Origin of the sequence: Rahnella sp. AN3-3W3 (assembly GCF_003263545.1) — a bacterium.
Taxonomy (GTDB): Bacteria; Pseudomonadota; Gammaproteobacteria; order Enterobacterales; family Enterobacteriaceae; genus Rahnella; species Rahnella variigena.
In genome coordinates, this window is sequence record NZ_JYDG01000051.1 from 1 (window position 1) to 15081 (window position 15081).

General features: G+C 55.8%; 15 protein-coding genes. 10 read left to right on the forward strand and 5 right to left on the reverse strand.

Annotation, left to right across the window (positions count from 1 at the left end; all coding sequences use genetic code 11):
• Positions 1-14: 14 nt before the first annotated feature.
• Genes kdpC through UC15_RS14855 form a run of 4 tightly spaced genes read right to left on the reverse strand, consistent with a single transcriptional unit; the run spans position 15 to position 4515 of the window.
• Positions 15-608 carry a potassium-transporting ATPase subunit KdpC gene (gene kdpC, locus UC15_RS14840; protein ID WP_112289165.1) on the reverse strand — a complete coding sequence of 198 codons (594 nt, stop codon included), beginning with the start codon at positions 606-608 and terminating at the stop codon, positions 15-17.
• A gap of 18 nt (positions 609-626) precedes the next feature.
• Entirely contained in the window at positions 627-2693 is a 2067-nt protein-coding gene (gene kdpB / locus UC15_RS14845) for a potassium-transporting ATPase subunit KdpB (RefSeq protein ID WP_112289166.1), read from the reverse strand.
• Between the two features lie 43 nt (positions 2694-2736).
• Positions 2737-4425 (reverse strand): potassium-transporting ATPase subunit KdpA, encoded by a 1689-nt coding sequence (gene kdpA / locus UC15_RS14850; protein WP_112289167.1) that lies wholly within the window; start codon positions 4423-4425, stop codon positions 2737-2739.
• Positions 4426-4515 (reverse strand): K(+)-transporting ATPase subunit F, encoded by a 90-nt coding sequence (locus tag UC15_RS14855; protein WP_071823630.1) that lies wholly within the window; start codon positions 4513-4515, stop codon positions 4426-4428. It lies immediately after the preceding gene.
• Positions 4516-4819: 304 nt separating this feature from the next.
• On the opposite strand from UC15_RS14855, the gene UC15_RS14860 reads away from it, so the two are divergent.
• The 5 genes from UC15_RS14860 to UC15_RS14880 all read left to right on the forward strand — a co-directional run bounded on the left by UC15_RS14860 (position 4820) and on the right by UC15_RS14880 (position 9486).
• On the forward strand, positions 4820-5026 hold the full coding sequence (locus UC15_RS14860) for a YbfA family protein (RefSeq protein ID WP_095921190.1): 207 nt from the start codon (positions 4820-4822) through the stop codon (positions 5024-5026).
• A 279-nt stretch (positions 5027-5305) separates the two neighbouring features.
• Positions 5306-6259 (forward strand): DUF523 and DUF1722 domain-containing protein, encoded by a 954-nt coding sequence (locus UC15_RS14865; protein ID WP_112289168.1) that lies wholly within the window; start codon positions 5306-5308, stop codon positions 6257-6259.
• A 10-nt stretch (positions 6260-6269) separates the two neighbouring features.
• A complete protein-coding gene (gene phrB, locus UC15_RS14870; protein WP_112289169.1) occupies positions 6270-7700 on the forward strand; it encodes a deoxyribodipyrimidine photo-lyase in 1431 nt (476 codons plus the stop codon).
• 31 nt (positions 7701-7731) lie between these two features.
• Positions 7732-8715 (forward strand): MBL fold metallo-hydrolase, encoded by a 984-nt coding sequence (locus UC15_RS14875; RefSeq protein ID WP_112289170.1) that lies wholly within the window; start codon positions 7732-7734, stop codon positions 8713-8715.
• A gap of 27 nt (positions 8716-8742) precedes the next feature.
• Positions 8743-9486: a type 2 GTP cyclohydrolase I gene (locus UC15_RS14880; protein WP_112289171.1), complete on the forward strand. Its 744-nt coding sequence runs from the start codon at positions 8743-8745 to the stop codon at positions 9484-9486.
• Positions 9487-9603: 117 nt separating this feature from the next.
• Here the strand turns inward: UC15_RS14880 and UC15_RS14885 are convergent, their stop codons facing one another.
• On the reverse strand, positions 9604-11001 hold the full coding sequence (locus UC15_RS14885; protein ID WP_369964389.1) for an MFS transporter: 1398 nt from the start codon (positions 10999-11001) through the stop codon (positions 9604-9606).
• Between the two features lie 276 nt (positions 11002-11277).
• Between UC15_RS14885 and pxpB the strand changes: the two genes are divergently transcribed.
• The 5 genes from pxpB to nei are packed head-to-tail and all read left to right on the forward strand — an operon-like array spanning position 11278 to position 15053.
• Entirely contained in the window at positions 11278-11943 is a 666-nt protein-coding gene (pxpB, locus tag UC15_RS14890; RefSeq protein ID WP_112289173.1) for a 5-oxoprolinase subunit PxpB, read from the forward strand.
• Entirely contained in the window at positions 11937-12866 is a 930-nt protein-coding gene (pxpC, locus tag UC15_RS14895) for a 5-oxoprolinase subunit PxpC (RefSeq protein ID WP_112289174.1), read from the forward strand. Before pxpB ends, pxpC begins: the two co-directional genes overlap by 7 nt.
• Positions 12856-13593: a 5-oxoprolinase subunit PxpA gene (gene pxpA / locus UC15_RS14900; RefSeq protein ID WP_112289175.1), complete on the forward strand. Its 738-nt coding sequence runs from the start codon at positions 12856-12858 to the stop codon at positions 13591-13593. Before pxpC ends, pxpA begins: the two co-directional genes overlap by 11 nt.
• Before the next feature lie 15 nt (positions 13594-13608).
• Complete coding sequence (gene pcp, locus UC15_RS14905) at positions 13609-14259, forward strand: pyroglutamyl-peptidase I (protein ID WP_112289176.1); 651 nt, start codon at positions 13609-13611, stop codon at positions 14257-14259.
• On the forward strand, positions 14259-15053 hold the full coding sequence (gene nei, locus UC15_RS14910) for an endonuclease VIII (protein WP_112289177.1): 795 nt from the start codon (positions 14259-14261) through the stop codon (positions 15051-15053). The genes pcp and nei overlap by 1 nt, the downstream gene beginning before the upstream one ends.
• Positions 15054-15081 lie beyond the last annotated feature (28 nt).

Consider the following 15081-nt stretch of genomic DNA (forward strand, 5'->3'; position numbering starts at 1 on the left):
AATTGGTTAATTGGTTAATTAGTTTTCAGTTCATCCAGCGCCTGATTCAGCCCGAGCACGTTAACCACGTCGGGGCCGAGGAAACCAATCAGCGGCGATGATGTATTATCATCAATCAATTTATTCACTTGCGCCAGTGGCAGACCACGCGCGGCAGCAATGCGCGGTGCCTGCCATTGGGCGGCGGCTACCGAAATCTGCGGGTCTAAACCACTGCCACTGGCGGTGACCAGATCCACCGGCACCGCCGCCGGACTTTGCGGGTTGGCCTTGCGCAGCGCAGCCACACGGTCTTTCACCGCCTGATCCAGCGCCGGATTACTGGCAGCCAGATTGCTGCCAGCGGACGCCATCGGGTTATATGGCGAGTCGGAGGTGACAGAAGGACGTCCCCAGAAATAATCATTACGGGTAAAATTCTGCCCGATCAGTTCTGAGCCAATCACTTTGTTGCCGCTGTCTTTTACCAGCGAACCCATGGCCTGAGTACGGAACACCAGCTCGGAAACCCCGGTGGTCAGCAGCGGATAAACGACGCCGGTCGCCAGCGTCAGCAGAACCGTCATCACCAGAGCCGGGCGGACATAGGATATTCTTTTAACGGACATAATGGTCTTCCTCAAAAATCAGCTCAGATGTAAAACGGTCAGGATCACGTCAATCAGTTTGATACCTGCAAACGGCACCAGCAGTCCGCCGACGCCATAAATCCACAGGTTACGGCGCAGCAGGGCGGCGGCACTCATGGCTTTATAGCTCACGCCTTTCAGCGCCAGCGGGATCAGGAACACAATCACCAGGGCGTTGAAAATAACCGCCGACATAATGGCCGACGACGGCGACGTCAGGTGCATGACGTTCAGCGCATTCAGTTGCGGATAGGTCGCTGCGAATGCCGCCGGAATAATGGCGAAATACTTCGCCACGTCGTTGGCGATACTGAAGGTGGTCAGTGAGCCGCGCGTCATCAGCATCTGTTTACCGATATGCACTACTTCAATCAGCTTGGTCGGATTGGAATCGAGATCGACCATGTTCCCCGCTTCTTTCGCCGCCTGTGTACCTGAGTTCATCGCCACCGCGACATCGGCCTGCGCCAGAGCCGGGGCGTCGTTGGTACCGTCGCCGGTCATCGCCACTAAACGGCCTTCCGACTGATACTGACGGATCAACGCCAGTTTGGCTTCCGGCGTGGCCTCCGCCAGAAAATCATCCACACCTGCTTCGGCGGCTATCGCAGCGGCTGTCAGACGGTTATCCCCGGTGATCATCACCGTTTTGATGCCCATTTTGCGCAGTTCGGCGAAACGTTCCTTGATGCCGCCTTTGACGATATCTTTCAGTTCGACCACGCCCAGCACTTTTGCGCCTTCGGCCACCACCAGCGGCGTACCGCCTTTGCGCGCTACGTTTTCCACCAGACCATCGACGGCTTTCGGGAAGGTGCCGCCGTTGGATTCCACATGACGACGTATCGCATCCACCGCACCTTTACGGATGCTGCGCTCGCCGACGTTTACGCCGCTCATGCGGGTTTGCGCGGAGAAGGGCACGAAGGTCGCATTCAGTGAATGAATATCGCGTTCGCGCAGGTTAAAGCGCTGCTTCGCGAGCACTACGATACTGCGGCCTTCCGGCGTTTCATCCGCCAGAGACGATAACTGCGCGGCATCGGCCAGTTCCTGTTCCGTCACCTGAGGGGCGGGCAGGAACTGCGAAGCCTGACGGTTACCGAGCGTGATGGTGCCGGTTTTATCCAGCAGCAGTACATCCACGTCACCAGCGGCTTCGACCGCACGACCGCTGGTGGCAATCACGTTGGCTTCCAGCATACGGCTCATCCCCGCCACGCCGATAGCCGACAGCAAACCGCCGATGGTGGTCGGGATCAGACACACCAGCAGCGCGACCAGCACGGTGACAGTCACCGGAATACCGGCGTGGCTTGCGCCCACGCTGAACAGTGAGAACGGATACAGCGTGGCCGTTGCCAGCACGAACACCAGCGTCAGCGCCACCAGCAAAATGGTCAGCGCCACTTCGTTCGGGGTCTTGCGGCGTTTCGCGCCTTCGACCATCGCAATCATGCGGTCGAGGAAGGTATCGCCGGGGTTTGCTGAACACTCCACAACCAGCCAGTCGGACAACACGCGCGTCCCGCCGGTAACCGAGGAGAAATCACCGCCGGATTCGCGGATCACCGGCGCGGACTCACCGGTAATCGCGCTTTCATCCACAGATGCACCGCCGATCAGCACTTCGCCGTCGCACGGCACGGTATCGCCTGCTTCGACCAGCACGTAATCGCCTTTGCGCAGCGTATCGGCGGCGACTTTGATCACCGGTGATTCAGGGCGCGGTTCGTAGATTTTTTTCGCCCAGCTGGTTTTCTGCACGCCTTTCAGGCTCTGCGCCTGCGCCTTGCTGCGGCCTTCCGCCAGCGCTTCGGCGAAGTTGGCAAACAGCACGGTGAACCACAGCCACAGCGACACGCTGCCGGTAAAAGCCGCGCTGCCGTCGGTACGGTGCAGCAAGATCGCCAGCCAGATAAGGGTGGTCAGGATGCTGCCCAGATACACCACGAACATCACCGGATTGCGCCACTGAACGCGGGGATCCAGCTTTTTCACCGAATCCAGCAGGGCAGTGCGGATCAGGCGGGGTTCAAATAACGCACGTTGTTTACGACTCATCTTTTTAGTCTCTATATTCATCAGTTCAACGAGTTACGCAGCATTACTGTGCTGACCAGACCTGCAAATGTTCCGCGACCGGTCCCAGCGCCAGTGCCGGAATAAAGGTCAGCGCGCCGACTAACAACACGGTGCCGACCAGCAGGCCGATAAACAGCGGGCCGGACGTCGGCAGGGTGCCGTTGCCTGCCTGCTGGCGCTTTTTCGCCACCAGTGAACCGGCAATCGCCAGCACCGGAATGATCACCCCGAAGCGGCCAAAGAACATGCACGCTGCCAGCAACAGGTTGTAGAACGGTGTGTTAACACTCAGTCCGGCAAACGCGCTGCCGTTGTTGTTGGCGGCGGAGGACACCGCGTACAGCACTTCACTGAAACCATGTGCGCCGGGGTTTAAAATCCCCGCGCGACCTGCGTCGGTGACCAGTGCCAGCGCAGTGCCAAGCAGCACCAGCGTCGGTGTAACCAGGATCGCCAGTGCGGTCATCTTCATGTCGTAAACGTCGATTTTCTTACCGAGATATTCCGGTGTGCGGCCTATCATCAGCCCGGCGATAAACACCGTCAGCAGCACGAACAACAGCATGCCGTACAGGCCGGAACCCACGCCGCCGAACACCACTTCACCGATCTGCATCAGCCACATCGGTACCATGCCGCCGAGCGCGGTGAAGGAATCGTGCATGGCGTTGACTGCACCGCACGATGCCGCCGTGGTGACCACCGCATACAGGCTGGAAGCCAGAATGCCGAAGCGGCTTTCCTTCCCTTCCATATTGAAGTTGCTGTCAGCGCCGAGCATCGTGAAGTGCGGATTGCCCTTGAGTTCGGCGTACATCACCACCACCACAGAGACCACGAAAATCACCGACATCGCCCAGACCAGCGCGTGTCCCTGACGGTTGTCGCCGACCACCCGGCCAAACGCGAAGCACAGCGCACAAGGGATAATGAAAATTGCCAGCATCTGCACCATGTTGGTCAGCGCCGTCGGGTTCTCAAACGGATGCGCGGAGTTAGCGCCAAAGAAGCCACCGCCGTTGGTGCCGAGCATTTTGATCGCTTCCTGAGAAGCCACCGGCCCCATCGGCAACGTTTGTTGCAGGCCTTCCAGCGTGGTGATGTGCTGATACGCTTCGAAGTTTTGCAGTACACCCTGACTGACGAAAAACAGCGCCAGCAGGAAGGACACCGGCAGAAGCAGATACAGCGTGATGCGCCATAAATCAGTCCAGGCGTTACCGATGGTCTGCGCTGAAGGACGCGCAAAAGCGCGGATCAGAGCGAACGCTACGGCGACACCGGTGGCAGCAGAAAGGAAGTTTTGCACGGTCAGTCCGACCATCTGACTGAGATAGCTCAGCGTACTTTCGCCGCTGTAAGCCTGCCAGTTAGTGTTGGTGACGAAACTTACCGCGGTGTTAAAGGCCAGATCCCATGACAGTCCGCCAAAGTGCTGCGGATTCATCGGCAACGCGCCTTGTGCCATCAGCATCCCCGTCAGCACAATAATGCCCAGAATGTTGAATACCATGATCGCCAGCGCGTACTGCCACCAGTTCATTTCAGCATGGCTGCTGCCAGACGTGCGTAAAACACCGTTTTCAATGCGTTGAATAAATGCGCCGGGCTGTCCTTCGATCAGTTGAGCAATAAAATTACCCAGTGGTTTTGCCAGCAGCAAAAGCACCAGCATAAAACTGGCAATCAGTAAGAATCCGGTTGCGGCCATTTAAAAATCCTCCGCATTCAGCAGGGCATAAACCAGATAGCCGAGCAGCAGAAGAACCAGTAATGCGCCGCAGATTACGCCAACACTCACAATCCACCTCCACAGGTGTGTTTTTATGTTGTGGCGAGAATAAGGAAAGGCGGGAAAAGATCCTGAAAAGAAACATAACCGCAGTGTAAAAAAAAGTATAAAAATGCGCAAAAATGAAACCATAAAGAAGCTTTAATTGCGTATTTATTTAACCATTCTGTAACTCAATTACAGTGTCAGGGAAAAATTGGCGAATATTTACACTTTTAAGTGGTCAGATGAGTAGTAAAATTTCATCAATTGCAGTATATTTTTCGCAACTTACAGTTTCCGAAAACTTTCCAAATTTCACAGGAGCAACGCGATGAATGAATACACGCCATATACAATGACCCGCATACTGGCCCGCCGCGCTTTTGTTATCGCAGCCGGTGTGCTGGCTCTGCCGGTCATGCTGTTCCGCGCTGACCGCGCTCGTTTTTACAGCTATTTACACCGCGTCTGGATGAAAACCAGCGATAAGCCGGTGTGGCTGAGTCATGCTGAGATGGCGACCCAGGATTTTTATTAATTTAGCTCCCTCCCCTGCGAAGGGGAGGGTTGGGGTGGGGTATTAAGTTCAAACACCCGATTTGAAGTCTGCGTAAACCGTTATTCGGTCTGCTAAACCCCCTCCCATCCTCCCCCTTCGCAGGGGGAGGAGCCAAAAACCCCGTTTCCCCGCGGGGTTTTTTATTGCTGGTCGATAAACCTGTACAACATTATTTTTATGTATAACTTGTGCTAAGGTTATACATGCAGGTGATGAAGTTAAGGCACCCCTCTTTTTTCTTAATACCGGGAGCTGACCATGGCGAAAACAATTCCAGTTGGCATCAGTGCATGTCTGTTGGGCGACAACGTGCGTTTTGATGGCGGTCATAAACGCCTGGCGTTTGCCGTCGAGCAGTTATCGCCTTATGTGCGCTTTGAGTCGATCTGTCCGGAAATGGCCATCGGCTTGCCGGCACCTCGTGCCGCACTGCGTCTGATTAAACACGATGACGGCGTGATCATGCGTTTCAGCAACGATGACACGACCGATATCACTGAGAAGATGCAGGCCTACGCGGAAAAACGCGTTGCACCGCTCGATCATCTCTGCGGCTATATCGTTTGTGCAAAATCTCCCAGCTGCGGAATGGAGCGGGTGCGGGTGTACAGCGCCAACGGTAAAGATGCCAAAAAATCCGGCGTCGGAATTTATACCGCCGAGCTGATGAAGCAGCATCCCTGGCTGCCGGTAGAAGAGGACGGGCGTCTTAATGATCCGGTGTTACGTGAGAATTTTGTCGAGCGCATTTTTACGCTGTTTGAACTGAATCAGCTGCGGGAAAGCGGTCTGACGCGCGGCAAACTGATGGCTTTCCACAGCCGTTATAAACTCATTCTGCTGGCCCATTCGCAGCCGGAATACCGCGAGCTGGGGCGCTTTGTTGCCGCAATGGCCGAATGGGATTCCCTTGAAGAATACTTTAAAGAATATCGCCTGCGGTTAATGAATCTGCTGAGTCATAAGGCCACGCGCCGCAATCACACCAACGTGCTGATGCATGTGCAGGGATATTTCCGCAAACAGCTGAGTTCGCCGCAACGTCAGGAACTGGCCGGGCTGATCGACCGTTACCGTCAGGGCATGCAGCCGCTGCTGGCGCCAATCACCTTGCTCAAGCATTACATGTCGGAATATCCGGACGCTTATCTGGCTGATCAGCGTTATTTCGAGCCTTACCCGGAAGCACTAAAACTTCGATACGGACGTTAAAAGGAGTGTTATGACCACGCATTTAGTCTGGTTCCGTAATGATCTGCGGATAACCGATAACCGCGCGTTGCATGCTGCCTGTGAAGACCCGCAGGCGCGAGTGATTGCCCTTTTTATCGCCACGCCGGAACAGTGGAAACAGCATCAGATGGCACCACGGCAGGCGATGTTTATTTATCAGCATCTTCAGGCACTGCAACATTCACTGGCTGAGCGCGGTATCGGACTGCATTACCATCAGTGTGATGATTTTGCTGACAGCGTGGACTGGCTGAAGGATTTCTGTAAAGCCGAAAAAGTGTATGCGCTGTTTTACAACAAACAGTATGAATTCAATGAACGTCAGCGCGATGCAGCAGTTGAAAAAGCGGTCAGTGAATCGGTCATCTGCCACGCGTTTGACGACAGCCTGCTGCTGCCGCCGGGTTCGGTCACGACCGGCAATAATGAAATGTACAAGGTGTATACGCCTTTTCGCCGCGCGTTTTTATCCCGCCTGACCGAGTCCGACAGCCGTTCCCTGCCTGCGCCACAAGCCCGGGAAAATGCCGGAAAAGTGGTGATGCACCGGCTGATGCCCTTCGATTATCCGCTGGCGGATATTGGTGACGACTTTGCGATTGGCGAAGAAGCTGCGCGTCATCAGCTGCGCAGTTTCTGCCGGGAACAGGTTCAGGATTATCTCGAACAACGCGATCTACCGGCGGTCGACGGCACCAGTTCGCTGTCGCCGTATCTGGCGATTGGTGTGCTGTCGCCGCGTCAGTGTCTTAACCGTCTGCGCACCGAATGCCCGGATGTGCTGGAGAAAACCGACGGCGGCGCGTTCGGCTGGCTAAATGAGCTGGTGTGGCGTGAGTTTTACCGTCATCTGATTGTTGCCTGGCCGAAGCTTTGCAAGCATCAGCCGTTTGTGGAATGGACCGACAATGTACGCTGGCGTCATGCACCGGAAGAGTTACAGGCGTGGAAAGACGGTAAAACCGGTTATCCGATTGTGGATGCGGCAATGCGTCAGCTGAATTCGACAGGCTGGATGCATAACCGCCTGCGTATGATTGTCGCCAGTTTTCTGGTGAAAGATTTGCTGATCAACTGGCGCGAAGGCGAGCGTTATTTCATGTCGCAACTGCTCGACGGCGATCTGGCGGCCAACAATGGCGGCTGGCAGTGGGGCGCTTCTACGGGCACCGACGCCGCACCGTATTTCCGTATTTTCAACCCGACCACGCAGGGTGAACGTTTTGACAAAGCAGGACGCTTTATCAAAGCCTGGGTGCCTGAACTGGCGGATGTGCCAGAAAGAGACATTCATCAACCCCATCGCTGGGCGGAAAAACAACATCGCGTGCTAGACTACCCGCTGCCGGTTATTGATCATGCGCGGGCGAGAAAAGACACGCTCGCGGCGTTTGAGGCGGCAAAAAACCGGTCTGACTGACCTTACTCTCACCACGACAAGGAGCGATGTGATGAAAAAGCACCTGCTGGCACTGATGCTGGCATGCTGGGCGGGACAGGCCACCGCAGGATTTGATGTGGTGGCGCTGGGCGTGAACGGCGGCGTCGAAGAAGGCAATCTCACCTCGTACCTGATCAGAAGTGATGATCAAAAACTCTATCTCGGGCTGGATGCCGGTTCTGTTTTGCCGGGCATCCGCAAGGCGCTGGATAAGGGCAGTTTTCCGCAGGTGACTGCTGAAAATGCCGCGCCACTGACCCCGCAGGGCGCGGTTTTCCGCAATCTGATTGGCGGATACTTTATCAGTCACGGTCATCTCGACCATCTTGCAGGGTTGATTATCAGCTCGCCGGAAGACAGCAAAAAACCGATTTACGGCACGGCGGATACCATCGGTACGCTGCGTCAGCATTATTTCAATGGCCGCGTCTGGCCTAACTTCACCGACTCCGGCAGCGGTTTGCGCATCGGCACTTATCGCCTGAATCAGCAGCGTCCGGCACAACGTTTCTCCCTCGGGCTGACCGGTCTGGACGGCAATATTTACCCGCTCAGCCATGGCGGCACACCATCGAGCATGATTCTGGTGAGCCGCAATAAAGAGTCGTTTGCCTTCTTCGGCGATACCGGCCCGGATGAAGTCGAAAAATCGAAGAACCTGGATACCGTCTGGCGCGTGCTGGGTGATGAGGTGAAAGCCAAACGGCTGAAAGGCATCATCATCGAGACCTCTTATCCTGATGGTGTGCCTGACAGCAAACTGTTCGGGCACCTGACACCGGACTGGTTACTCAAAGAACTGGGGATTTTGCAGCAATACGCAGGGGGCGAGGGTTCGCTGAAAGATATGACGGTGATCATCAGCCACGTCAAACCGAGCCTGAAAGCGGGTGCGGATCCTGAAAAAGAGATCATGGCACAGCTGGAGAAAGGCAATAAATTTGGCGTGAAGTTTGTCAGAATGGCGCAGGGTGATAAATTAGAGGTCAAATAGACCATTCATTTAATAACGAGAAACGCCATGAATAATCTCCAGCTTGAACGCCTGATTAATCAGAAACTGGACATCAGCAACTACAAAGATTACGCGCCGAACGGATTACAGGTTGAAGGCCGTCGCGAAGTACAGCGCGTGGTGACCGGTGTGACGGCGTCGCAAGATTTGCTGGATGCCGCGATTGCGGTGGAAGCCGATGCGGTGCTGGTGCATCACGGTTACTTCTGGAAAGACGAACCGGCTGAAATTCGTGGCATGAAACGCAACCGTCTCAAGACGTTGCTGGCGACCGATACCAACATGTACGCCTATCATCTGCCGCTTGACGGCCATCCTGAACTGGGCAATAACGCGCAACTGGCAAAGCTGTTCGGAATTAACGTGCAGGGCGAAATTGCCGTGCTGTTGCCGTGGGGCGAGCTGGAAAAACCGCTGACCGGTGAAGAGTTTCGCCAGCGCATCGAAGTGACGCTGGATCGCAACGTCCTTCACAGTTCACAGAATGCACCGGCTGAAATCCGCCGTGTGGCGTGGTGTTCCGGTGGTGGTCAGGGCTACATTCAGAAAGCGGCGGAATATGGCGTCGATGCCTTTATCAGCGGCGAAGTGTCCGAACAGACGATACATATTGCCCGCGAAATGGGACTGCATTTCTACGCCGCCGGCCATCACGCCACAGAACGTTATGGCGTGAAGGCACTGGGTGAATGGCTGGCAGCGGAACATGGGTTAGACGTCATGTTTATCGACATTGATAACCCTGCCTAGGGGCTATCTTATTTGCCATTCTGAATCCGGGCAGTGCTCGTGACAGTCACGTACTCATTGTACGCTCCTGTCCCTGCGCGCTGGCCGAATCCAAACTGCCTGCAACGATTACGCCCCTTACTTATGTATCGTTTTATCAGTTGTCTCTTCAGAAACGCTGTCTTCCAGCAGGGTAAACGCCCGCTGTAATCCGGTATCCACTTCGGGGTCTGCGCCCTGCGGTGGATACTTGCTTTCCTCTTCTTCCTCTTCTACCTCTGCGGCTTCGCTTTCCTCAACCAGCGGTTCAACGACGTTTTCCGGCGCGGGCATGGTGTCCTGAATCATCTGCTCATCAAACGCCGGATTCAGTGCAGGAGAGAGCGGGGAACTGCTGAGGCTGTCCGGCATGGCGATGTGCGGAACCGGTGCATCGACCGCCATCTGCGTCTCTTCTTCTTTTTTCGATGTCCGGCTCAGCGCCACAATGCCGCCGCCGCAAATAGCAAAAAATGCGTACAAAATATTGCCACCCAGTGGCTCGATCAACGCACCGACCGCCAGCGGACCGATACAGGCACCCACGCCGAATGCCATCAGCAGACAGGCGGACAGCGAAACACGCCGTTCCGGCTCGATCATGTCATTGGCCAGCGCGACGACCAGCGGGTACAACGTGAACTGCATCAGGCTGACGATAAAACCGATGCCAAGCAGCAGCGGGAAGGAGATATGCGTGAGCAGCGCCAGCGGCAATGCCGCCACGGCCAGCAGAATCGCGTTAATGCGCATCAGCATGTTGCGGTTATACCGATCCGACAGCCAGCTCAGCGGGAACTGCGCCAGTAATCCGGCGAAAATCGCCAGCGCCATAAACAGACCGGTTTGTTGTGTGCTCAGCGATTGCTGGCTGGTGTAAATCGGCGCCAGCCCGTAGAACGAACCGACGACCATGCCAATCAGCAACGTGATAGCCAGCACTTTGGGGATCGCGCCGATAAAGAATTTCAGCTCCATCGGCGCCGGAGACATATGTCCGACGTTGGTGCGCGTCGTCAGGGCAATAGGCACCAGACACAGGGCGAAACACAGCGCGATAACGATAAGCGTACTGACGCCTAAATCGCTGTTGAGCATCAGCACCACCTGACCAAGTGCCATCCCGAGATAAGACGCCACCATATAAAAGCCGAATACCACGCCGCGCTGACTGGCTTCGGCCTGGTCGTTAAGCCAGCTTTCCAGCACCATATATTGCACCATCATGCACAAGCCGATGATCAGGCGCAGCACCACCCAAATCGGGATAATGTCGGTCAGGCCGTGACCCAGCACGGCGGCGGTAATGATGCCGGAACAGGAAACGTAAGCGCGAATATGCCCGACGCGGGCGATCAGAATGTGACCGACTTTACCGCCGATCACCAGCCCGATGTAGTTGGCCGCGATGATTGCCCCGATCATCGCTCCGCTGACGTGGACAGCGGACAAACGCAGGGAAATGTAGGTAGTCAGCAGGCCGGAGCCCAGCAGCATCAGTAATGTCGTGGTGTACAGCGGAAAGAAGAGTGCTAACGGTTTTCTCACAGGCCATCCCTATTGTGTAACGAAGGCGTTATCCAAACGCTAAAAAAACAGCAACTTTTATGAGAGTACCAGTTGCGGACGGCGGGCGAAACCTCAGTGTCCTGCGCAAACGGGCAGATGAGTTGACATCACCACTCGATTTCACGCATAACTGATAACAAATCTCACACTATTGATTTAGTGAATAACCTGATGATCCACAACCTTTCTTTGAGGAGTGCCTGAGTGCAACGAGCACGATGTTACCTGCTGGGTGAACGCGCAGTAGTGCTGGAACTGGAACCTCCGGTTTCGCTGGCGAGCCAGCAGCGTATCTGGGGACTGGCTCAGCGTTTACAGGATCGGGCGACCTATCCCGGTGTCCGCGAAGTCATACCCGGTATGAATAATCTGACGGTGTTACTCACCGATGCACAAAGTTCGGCGCTGGATGCGATTGAACGCCTGCAAATCTGGTGGGAAGAGAGTGAAGCGATTGAGCCGGCATCACGGCTGATTGAAATTCCGGTGATTTACGGTGGCGCACAGGGCCCGGATTTAGATCATGTGGCGCAGCATACCGGCATGACGCCGCGTCAGGTGGTCGAATGCCACAGTGGCATTGATTACACCGTCTACTTCCTCGGTTTCCAGCCCGGCTTCCCTTATCTGGGCGGCATGCCGGAGAAACTGAGCACACCGCGTCGTGGTGAACCGCGTCTTTCTGTACCCGCAGGCTCGGTCGGTATCGGCGGCAGCCAGACGGGTATTTATCCGCTGGCCACGCCGGGCGGCTGGCAGTTGATCGGGCAAACGTCGCTGGCAATGTTTGATCCGCTGCGCGAGATCCCGACATTACTCCTGCCGGGTGACAGCGTGCGCTTCGTGCCACAAAAGGAGGGCGTATGCTGAAGGTTTTACGCGCAGGGATGTTGACCACCGTGCAGGATTTAGGCCGTAACGGTTATCGCCAGCAGGGCGTGAGCCAGTCCGGTGCGCTGGATGCGCCGGCGTTGCGGATTGCTAATCTGCTGGTCGGCAATGATGAGAATGCCGCCGGTCTGGAAATCACGCTCGGTCAGTTCAGCGCAGAGTTTCACCGTGAAGGATGGATTGCGCTGACCGGCGCGGGCTGTCACGCGCAACTCGATGGCAAAGATCTCTGGACCGGCTGGAATTATCCGGTGAAGCCGGGACAGATTCTGACGATGAAAATGCCGACGCGCGGTATGCGCAGTTATCTGGCGATTTCCGGCGGGATTGATGTGCCGCACGTCATGGGGTCGCGCAGTACGGATCTGAAAGCCAGGTTTGGCGGTTTTCAGGGGCGTCAGTTGCAGGATGGCGATCAGCTGCCCACCGGCGACTCATACCAGCAGCCTAAGCATTCCGGCGGCATTAAACAGTTGTTGTTCGGCAACCGTATCCGTGCCTTGCCGGGACCGGAATATCAGGAATTCAGCGCGCAGTCGCGTGAAGAATTCTGGCGTGCCTCGTGGCAGCTTAGTCCGCAAAGTAACCGTATGGGCTATCGTCTGCACGGGCATGTCCTGAAGCGCGAAACTGACCGCGAAATGTTGTCGCACGGCCTGTTACCGGGCGTTGTACAGGTGCCGCACGGCGGACAACCGATTGTGCTGATGGCCGATGCCCAGACTACCGGCGGTTATCCGCGTATCGCCTGTGTCATCGAAGCCGATTTATACAATCTGGCGCAAATCCGCCTTGGCGAACCCGTTCACTTTGTGAAATGTACGCCAGAAGAGGCGCAGAAAGCGCTGCGTGAGCAATCGCTGTTTATTGAGCAGGTAAAACGGGGGCTGCATGGTCGTTGATCTCAACGCGGATTTAGGCGAAGGCTGTGCCAACGATGAGGCACTGTTGCAACTGGTCAGTTCCGCCAATATTGCCTGCGGATTCCATGCCGGTGACGCGCAGACCATGCGTCAGTCTGTGCGCTGGGCGCTGAAATACGGCGTGGCGATTGGCGCGCATCCGTCGTTTCCCGACCGGGAAAACTTTGGCCGTACTGCGATGCGGTTGCCTCCTGAAACGGTGTACGCACAGGTGGTGTATCAGCTCGGTGCACTGGCCGCCATCACCCGAGCGGAAGGCGGGCAAATGGTTCACGTGAAGCCGCACGGCATGCTTTACAATCAGGCTGCGACCGACGCTATTCTGGCTGATGCGATTGCCCGTGCGGTGCATACCATCAACCCGGGGCTGCGTCTGGTCGGACTGGCGGGCAGTGAATTGATCCGCGCGGGTGAGCGGCTCGGGCTGCAAACGCGTCAGGAAGTGTTTGCTGACCGCCGGTATCAAAGTGACGGCACGCTGGTGCCGCGCAGTCAGCCGGATGCCATGATTGAAAGCGATGAACTGGCGCTGGACCAGACGCTGGCGATGGTGCAACAAGGCAAAGTTCTCAGCCGCGAAGGCCTCTGGGTGCCGGTCAGTGCCGATACTGTCTGCCTTCACGGCGACGGTGAGCACGCACTGACTTTCGCCCGCCGGTTGCGGGAAGCGTTTGGTGAGCAAAACATTCAGATCAGCGCGGGCTGATCTTAGGGAATCTCAATGCGTAAAGTTCTGGTAACCGGTTTTGAGCCTTTTGGCGGCGAGCGTGTGAATCCGTCATGGGAAGTGGTCAAACAGCTCGGCGATCTGGAGTTATCCGGCGCGCAGATTGTGGTGCGTCAGTTGCCTTGTGTGTTCGGTAAAGCTATTGATGCGCTGAATGCGGCAATTGATGAAATCCTGCCGGAAATGGTGATTTGCGTCGGACAGGCGGGCGGGCGTGTCGATTTCAGTCTCGAACGTGTGGCGATCAACGTCGATGATGCGCGTATTCCTGATAATGAAGGCAATCAGCCGGTGGATGAAACCATTGTCACCGGCGGACCTGCGGCCTATTTTTCCTCACTGCCGATCAAAACGATTGTCAGCGGATTACGCGAATCCGGTATTCCGGCGTGCGTATCACAAACCGCCGGCACCTATGTCTGTAATCACGTGATGTACGGGCTGATGCACCGTCTGGCGCAGCCGTCATGCAAGGTGGTGAAGGGCGGTTTTATCCATATTCCTTATCTGCCGGAACAGGCGGCGAAGCATCCTGGCGCGCCGAGTATGTCAGTACACACTGTCCTGAACGCCCTTGAGCTGACTATCGCTATTGCGCTGCACACGGAACAAGATTTGAAAATTGCTGAGGGTGCGACTCACTGATGCCAGAAGGTCCTGAAATCCGCCGCGCTGCCGATTTACTGGCAGAAGCGGTGGTCAATAAACCGCTTACGGAAGCGTGGTTTGCGTTTCCCTCATTAAAACCTTATCAGTCTGCACTGCGCGGAACGAAAATCACCTCGATTGAAACGCGTGGCAAAGCGCTGCTGACGCACTTTTCTAACGGACTGACGCTCTACAGCCACAATCAGCTCTATGGTGTCTGGCGGGTGGTGAATGCCGGTGAAGTGGCGAAAGAAACCAAACGCTCGCTGCGGGTAAAATTGCAGACCACCGGCGCGGCGATCCTGCTGTACAGCGCATCGGAGATCAGTATTTACGATACGGCGGAAATCGAGAATCATCCGTTCCTGCAACGTATCGGCCCCGACGTGCTGGATGAGACGTTGACGGTCGCACAGGTACGTGAGCGGTTACTCTCACCTAAATTCTGCAACCGGCAGTTAGGCGGAATGTTGCTGGATCAGGCTTTTCTGGCCGGGCTGGGTAACTATCTGCGGGCGGAAATTCTCTGGCTGGCGAAACTATTGCCAGATCATAAACCGAAAGAACTGAACGAAGCGGAACTGGATGCGCTGGCGGATGCCTGTTTGTCTGTTGCGCGGTTATCTTATGCCACACGCGGCACGATGGATGAAAATGTGCATCACGGCGCGCTGTTTCGCTTCAAGGTGTTTGGCCGCACGGGTAAGCCTTGTGAGCGATGCGGTGATCCGATCGCGAAAACCAGTGTGTCATCGCGACCGTTTTTCTGGTGTCCGGTGTGTCAGGTATGAGTGATAAAAAAGGGCACCGGAGTGCCCT

Excerpts from the sequence above, each read along its gene's own strand:
- UC15_RS14860 (WP_095921190.1), top strand. The coding sequence starts at position 4,820 with ATGAATGAATACACGCCATATACAATGACCCGCATACTGGCCCGCCGC.
- kdpA (WP_112289167.1), bottom strand. The coding sequence starts at position 4,425 with ATGGCCGCAACCGGATTCTTACTGATTGCCAGTTTTATGCTGGTGCTT.
- pxpA (WP_112289175.1), top strand. The coding sequence starts at position 12,856 with ATGGTCGTTGATCTCAACGCGGATTTAGGCGAAGGCTGTGCCAACGAT.
- pcp (WP_112289176.1), top strand. The coding sequence starts at position 13,609 with ATGCGTAAAGTTCTGGTAACCGGTTTTGAGCCTTTTGGCGGCGAGCGT.
- UC15_RS14865 (WP_112289168.1), top strand. The coding sequence starts at position 5,306 with ATGGCGAAAACAATTCCAGTTGGCATCAGTGCATGTCTGTTGGGCGAC.
- nei (WP_112289177.1), top strand. The coding sequence starts at position 14,259 with ATGCCAGAAGGTCCTGAAATCCGCCGCGCTGCCGATTTACTGGCAGAA.
- UC15_RS14880 (WP_112289171.1), top strand. The coding sequence starts at position 8,743 with ATGAATAATCTCCAGCTTGAACGCCTGATTAATCAGAAACTGGACATC.
- UC15_RS14875 (WP_112289170.1), top strand. The coding sequence starts at position 7,732 with ATGAAAAAGCACCTGCTGGCACTGATGCTGGCATGCTGGGCGGGACAG.
- pxpC (WP_112289174.1), top strand. The coding sequence starts at position 11,937 with ATGCTGAAGGTTTTACGCGCAGGGATGTTGACCACCGTGCAGGATTTA.
- kdpB (WP_112289166.1), bottom strand. The coding sequence starts at position 2,693 with ATGAGTCGTAAACAACGTGCGTTATTTGAACCCCGCCTGATCCGCACT.
- phrB (WP_112289169.1), top strand. The coding sequence starts at position 6,270 with ATGACCACGCATTTAGTCTGGTTCCGTAATGATCTGCGGATAACCGAT.
- UC15_RS14885 (WP_369964389.1), bottom strand. The coding sequence starts at position 11,001 with ATGCTGCTGGGCTCCGGCCTGCTGACTACCTACATTTCCCTGCGTTTG.
- kdpC (WP_112289165.1), bottom strand. The coding sequence starts at position 608 with ATGTCCGTTAAAAGAATATCCTATGTCCGCCCGGCTCTGGTGATGACG.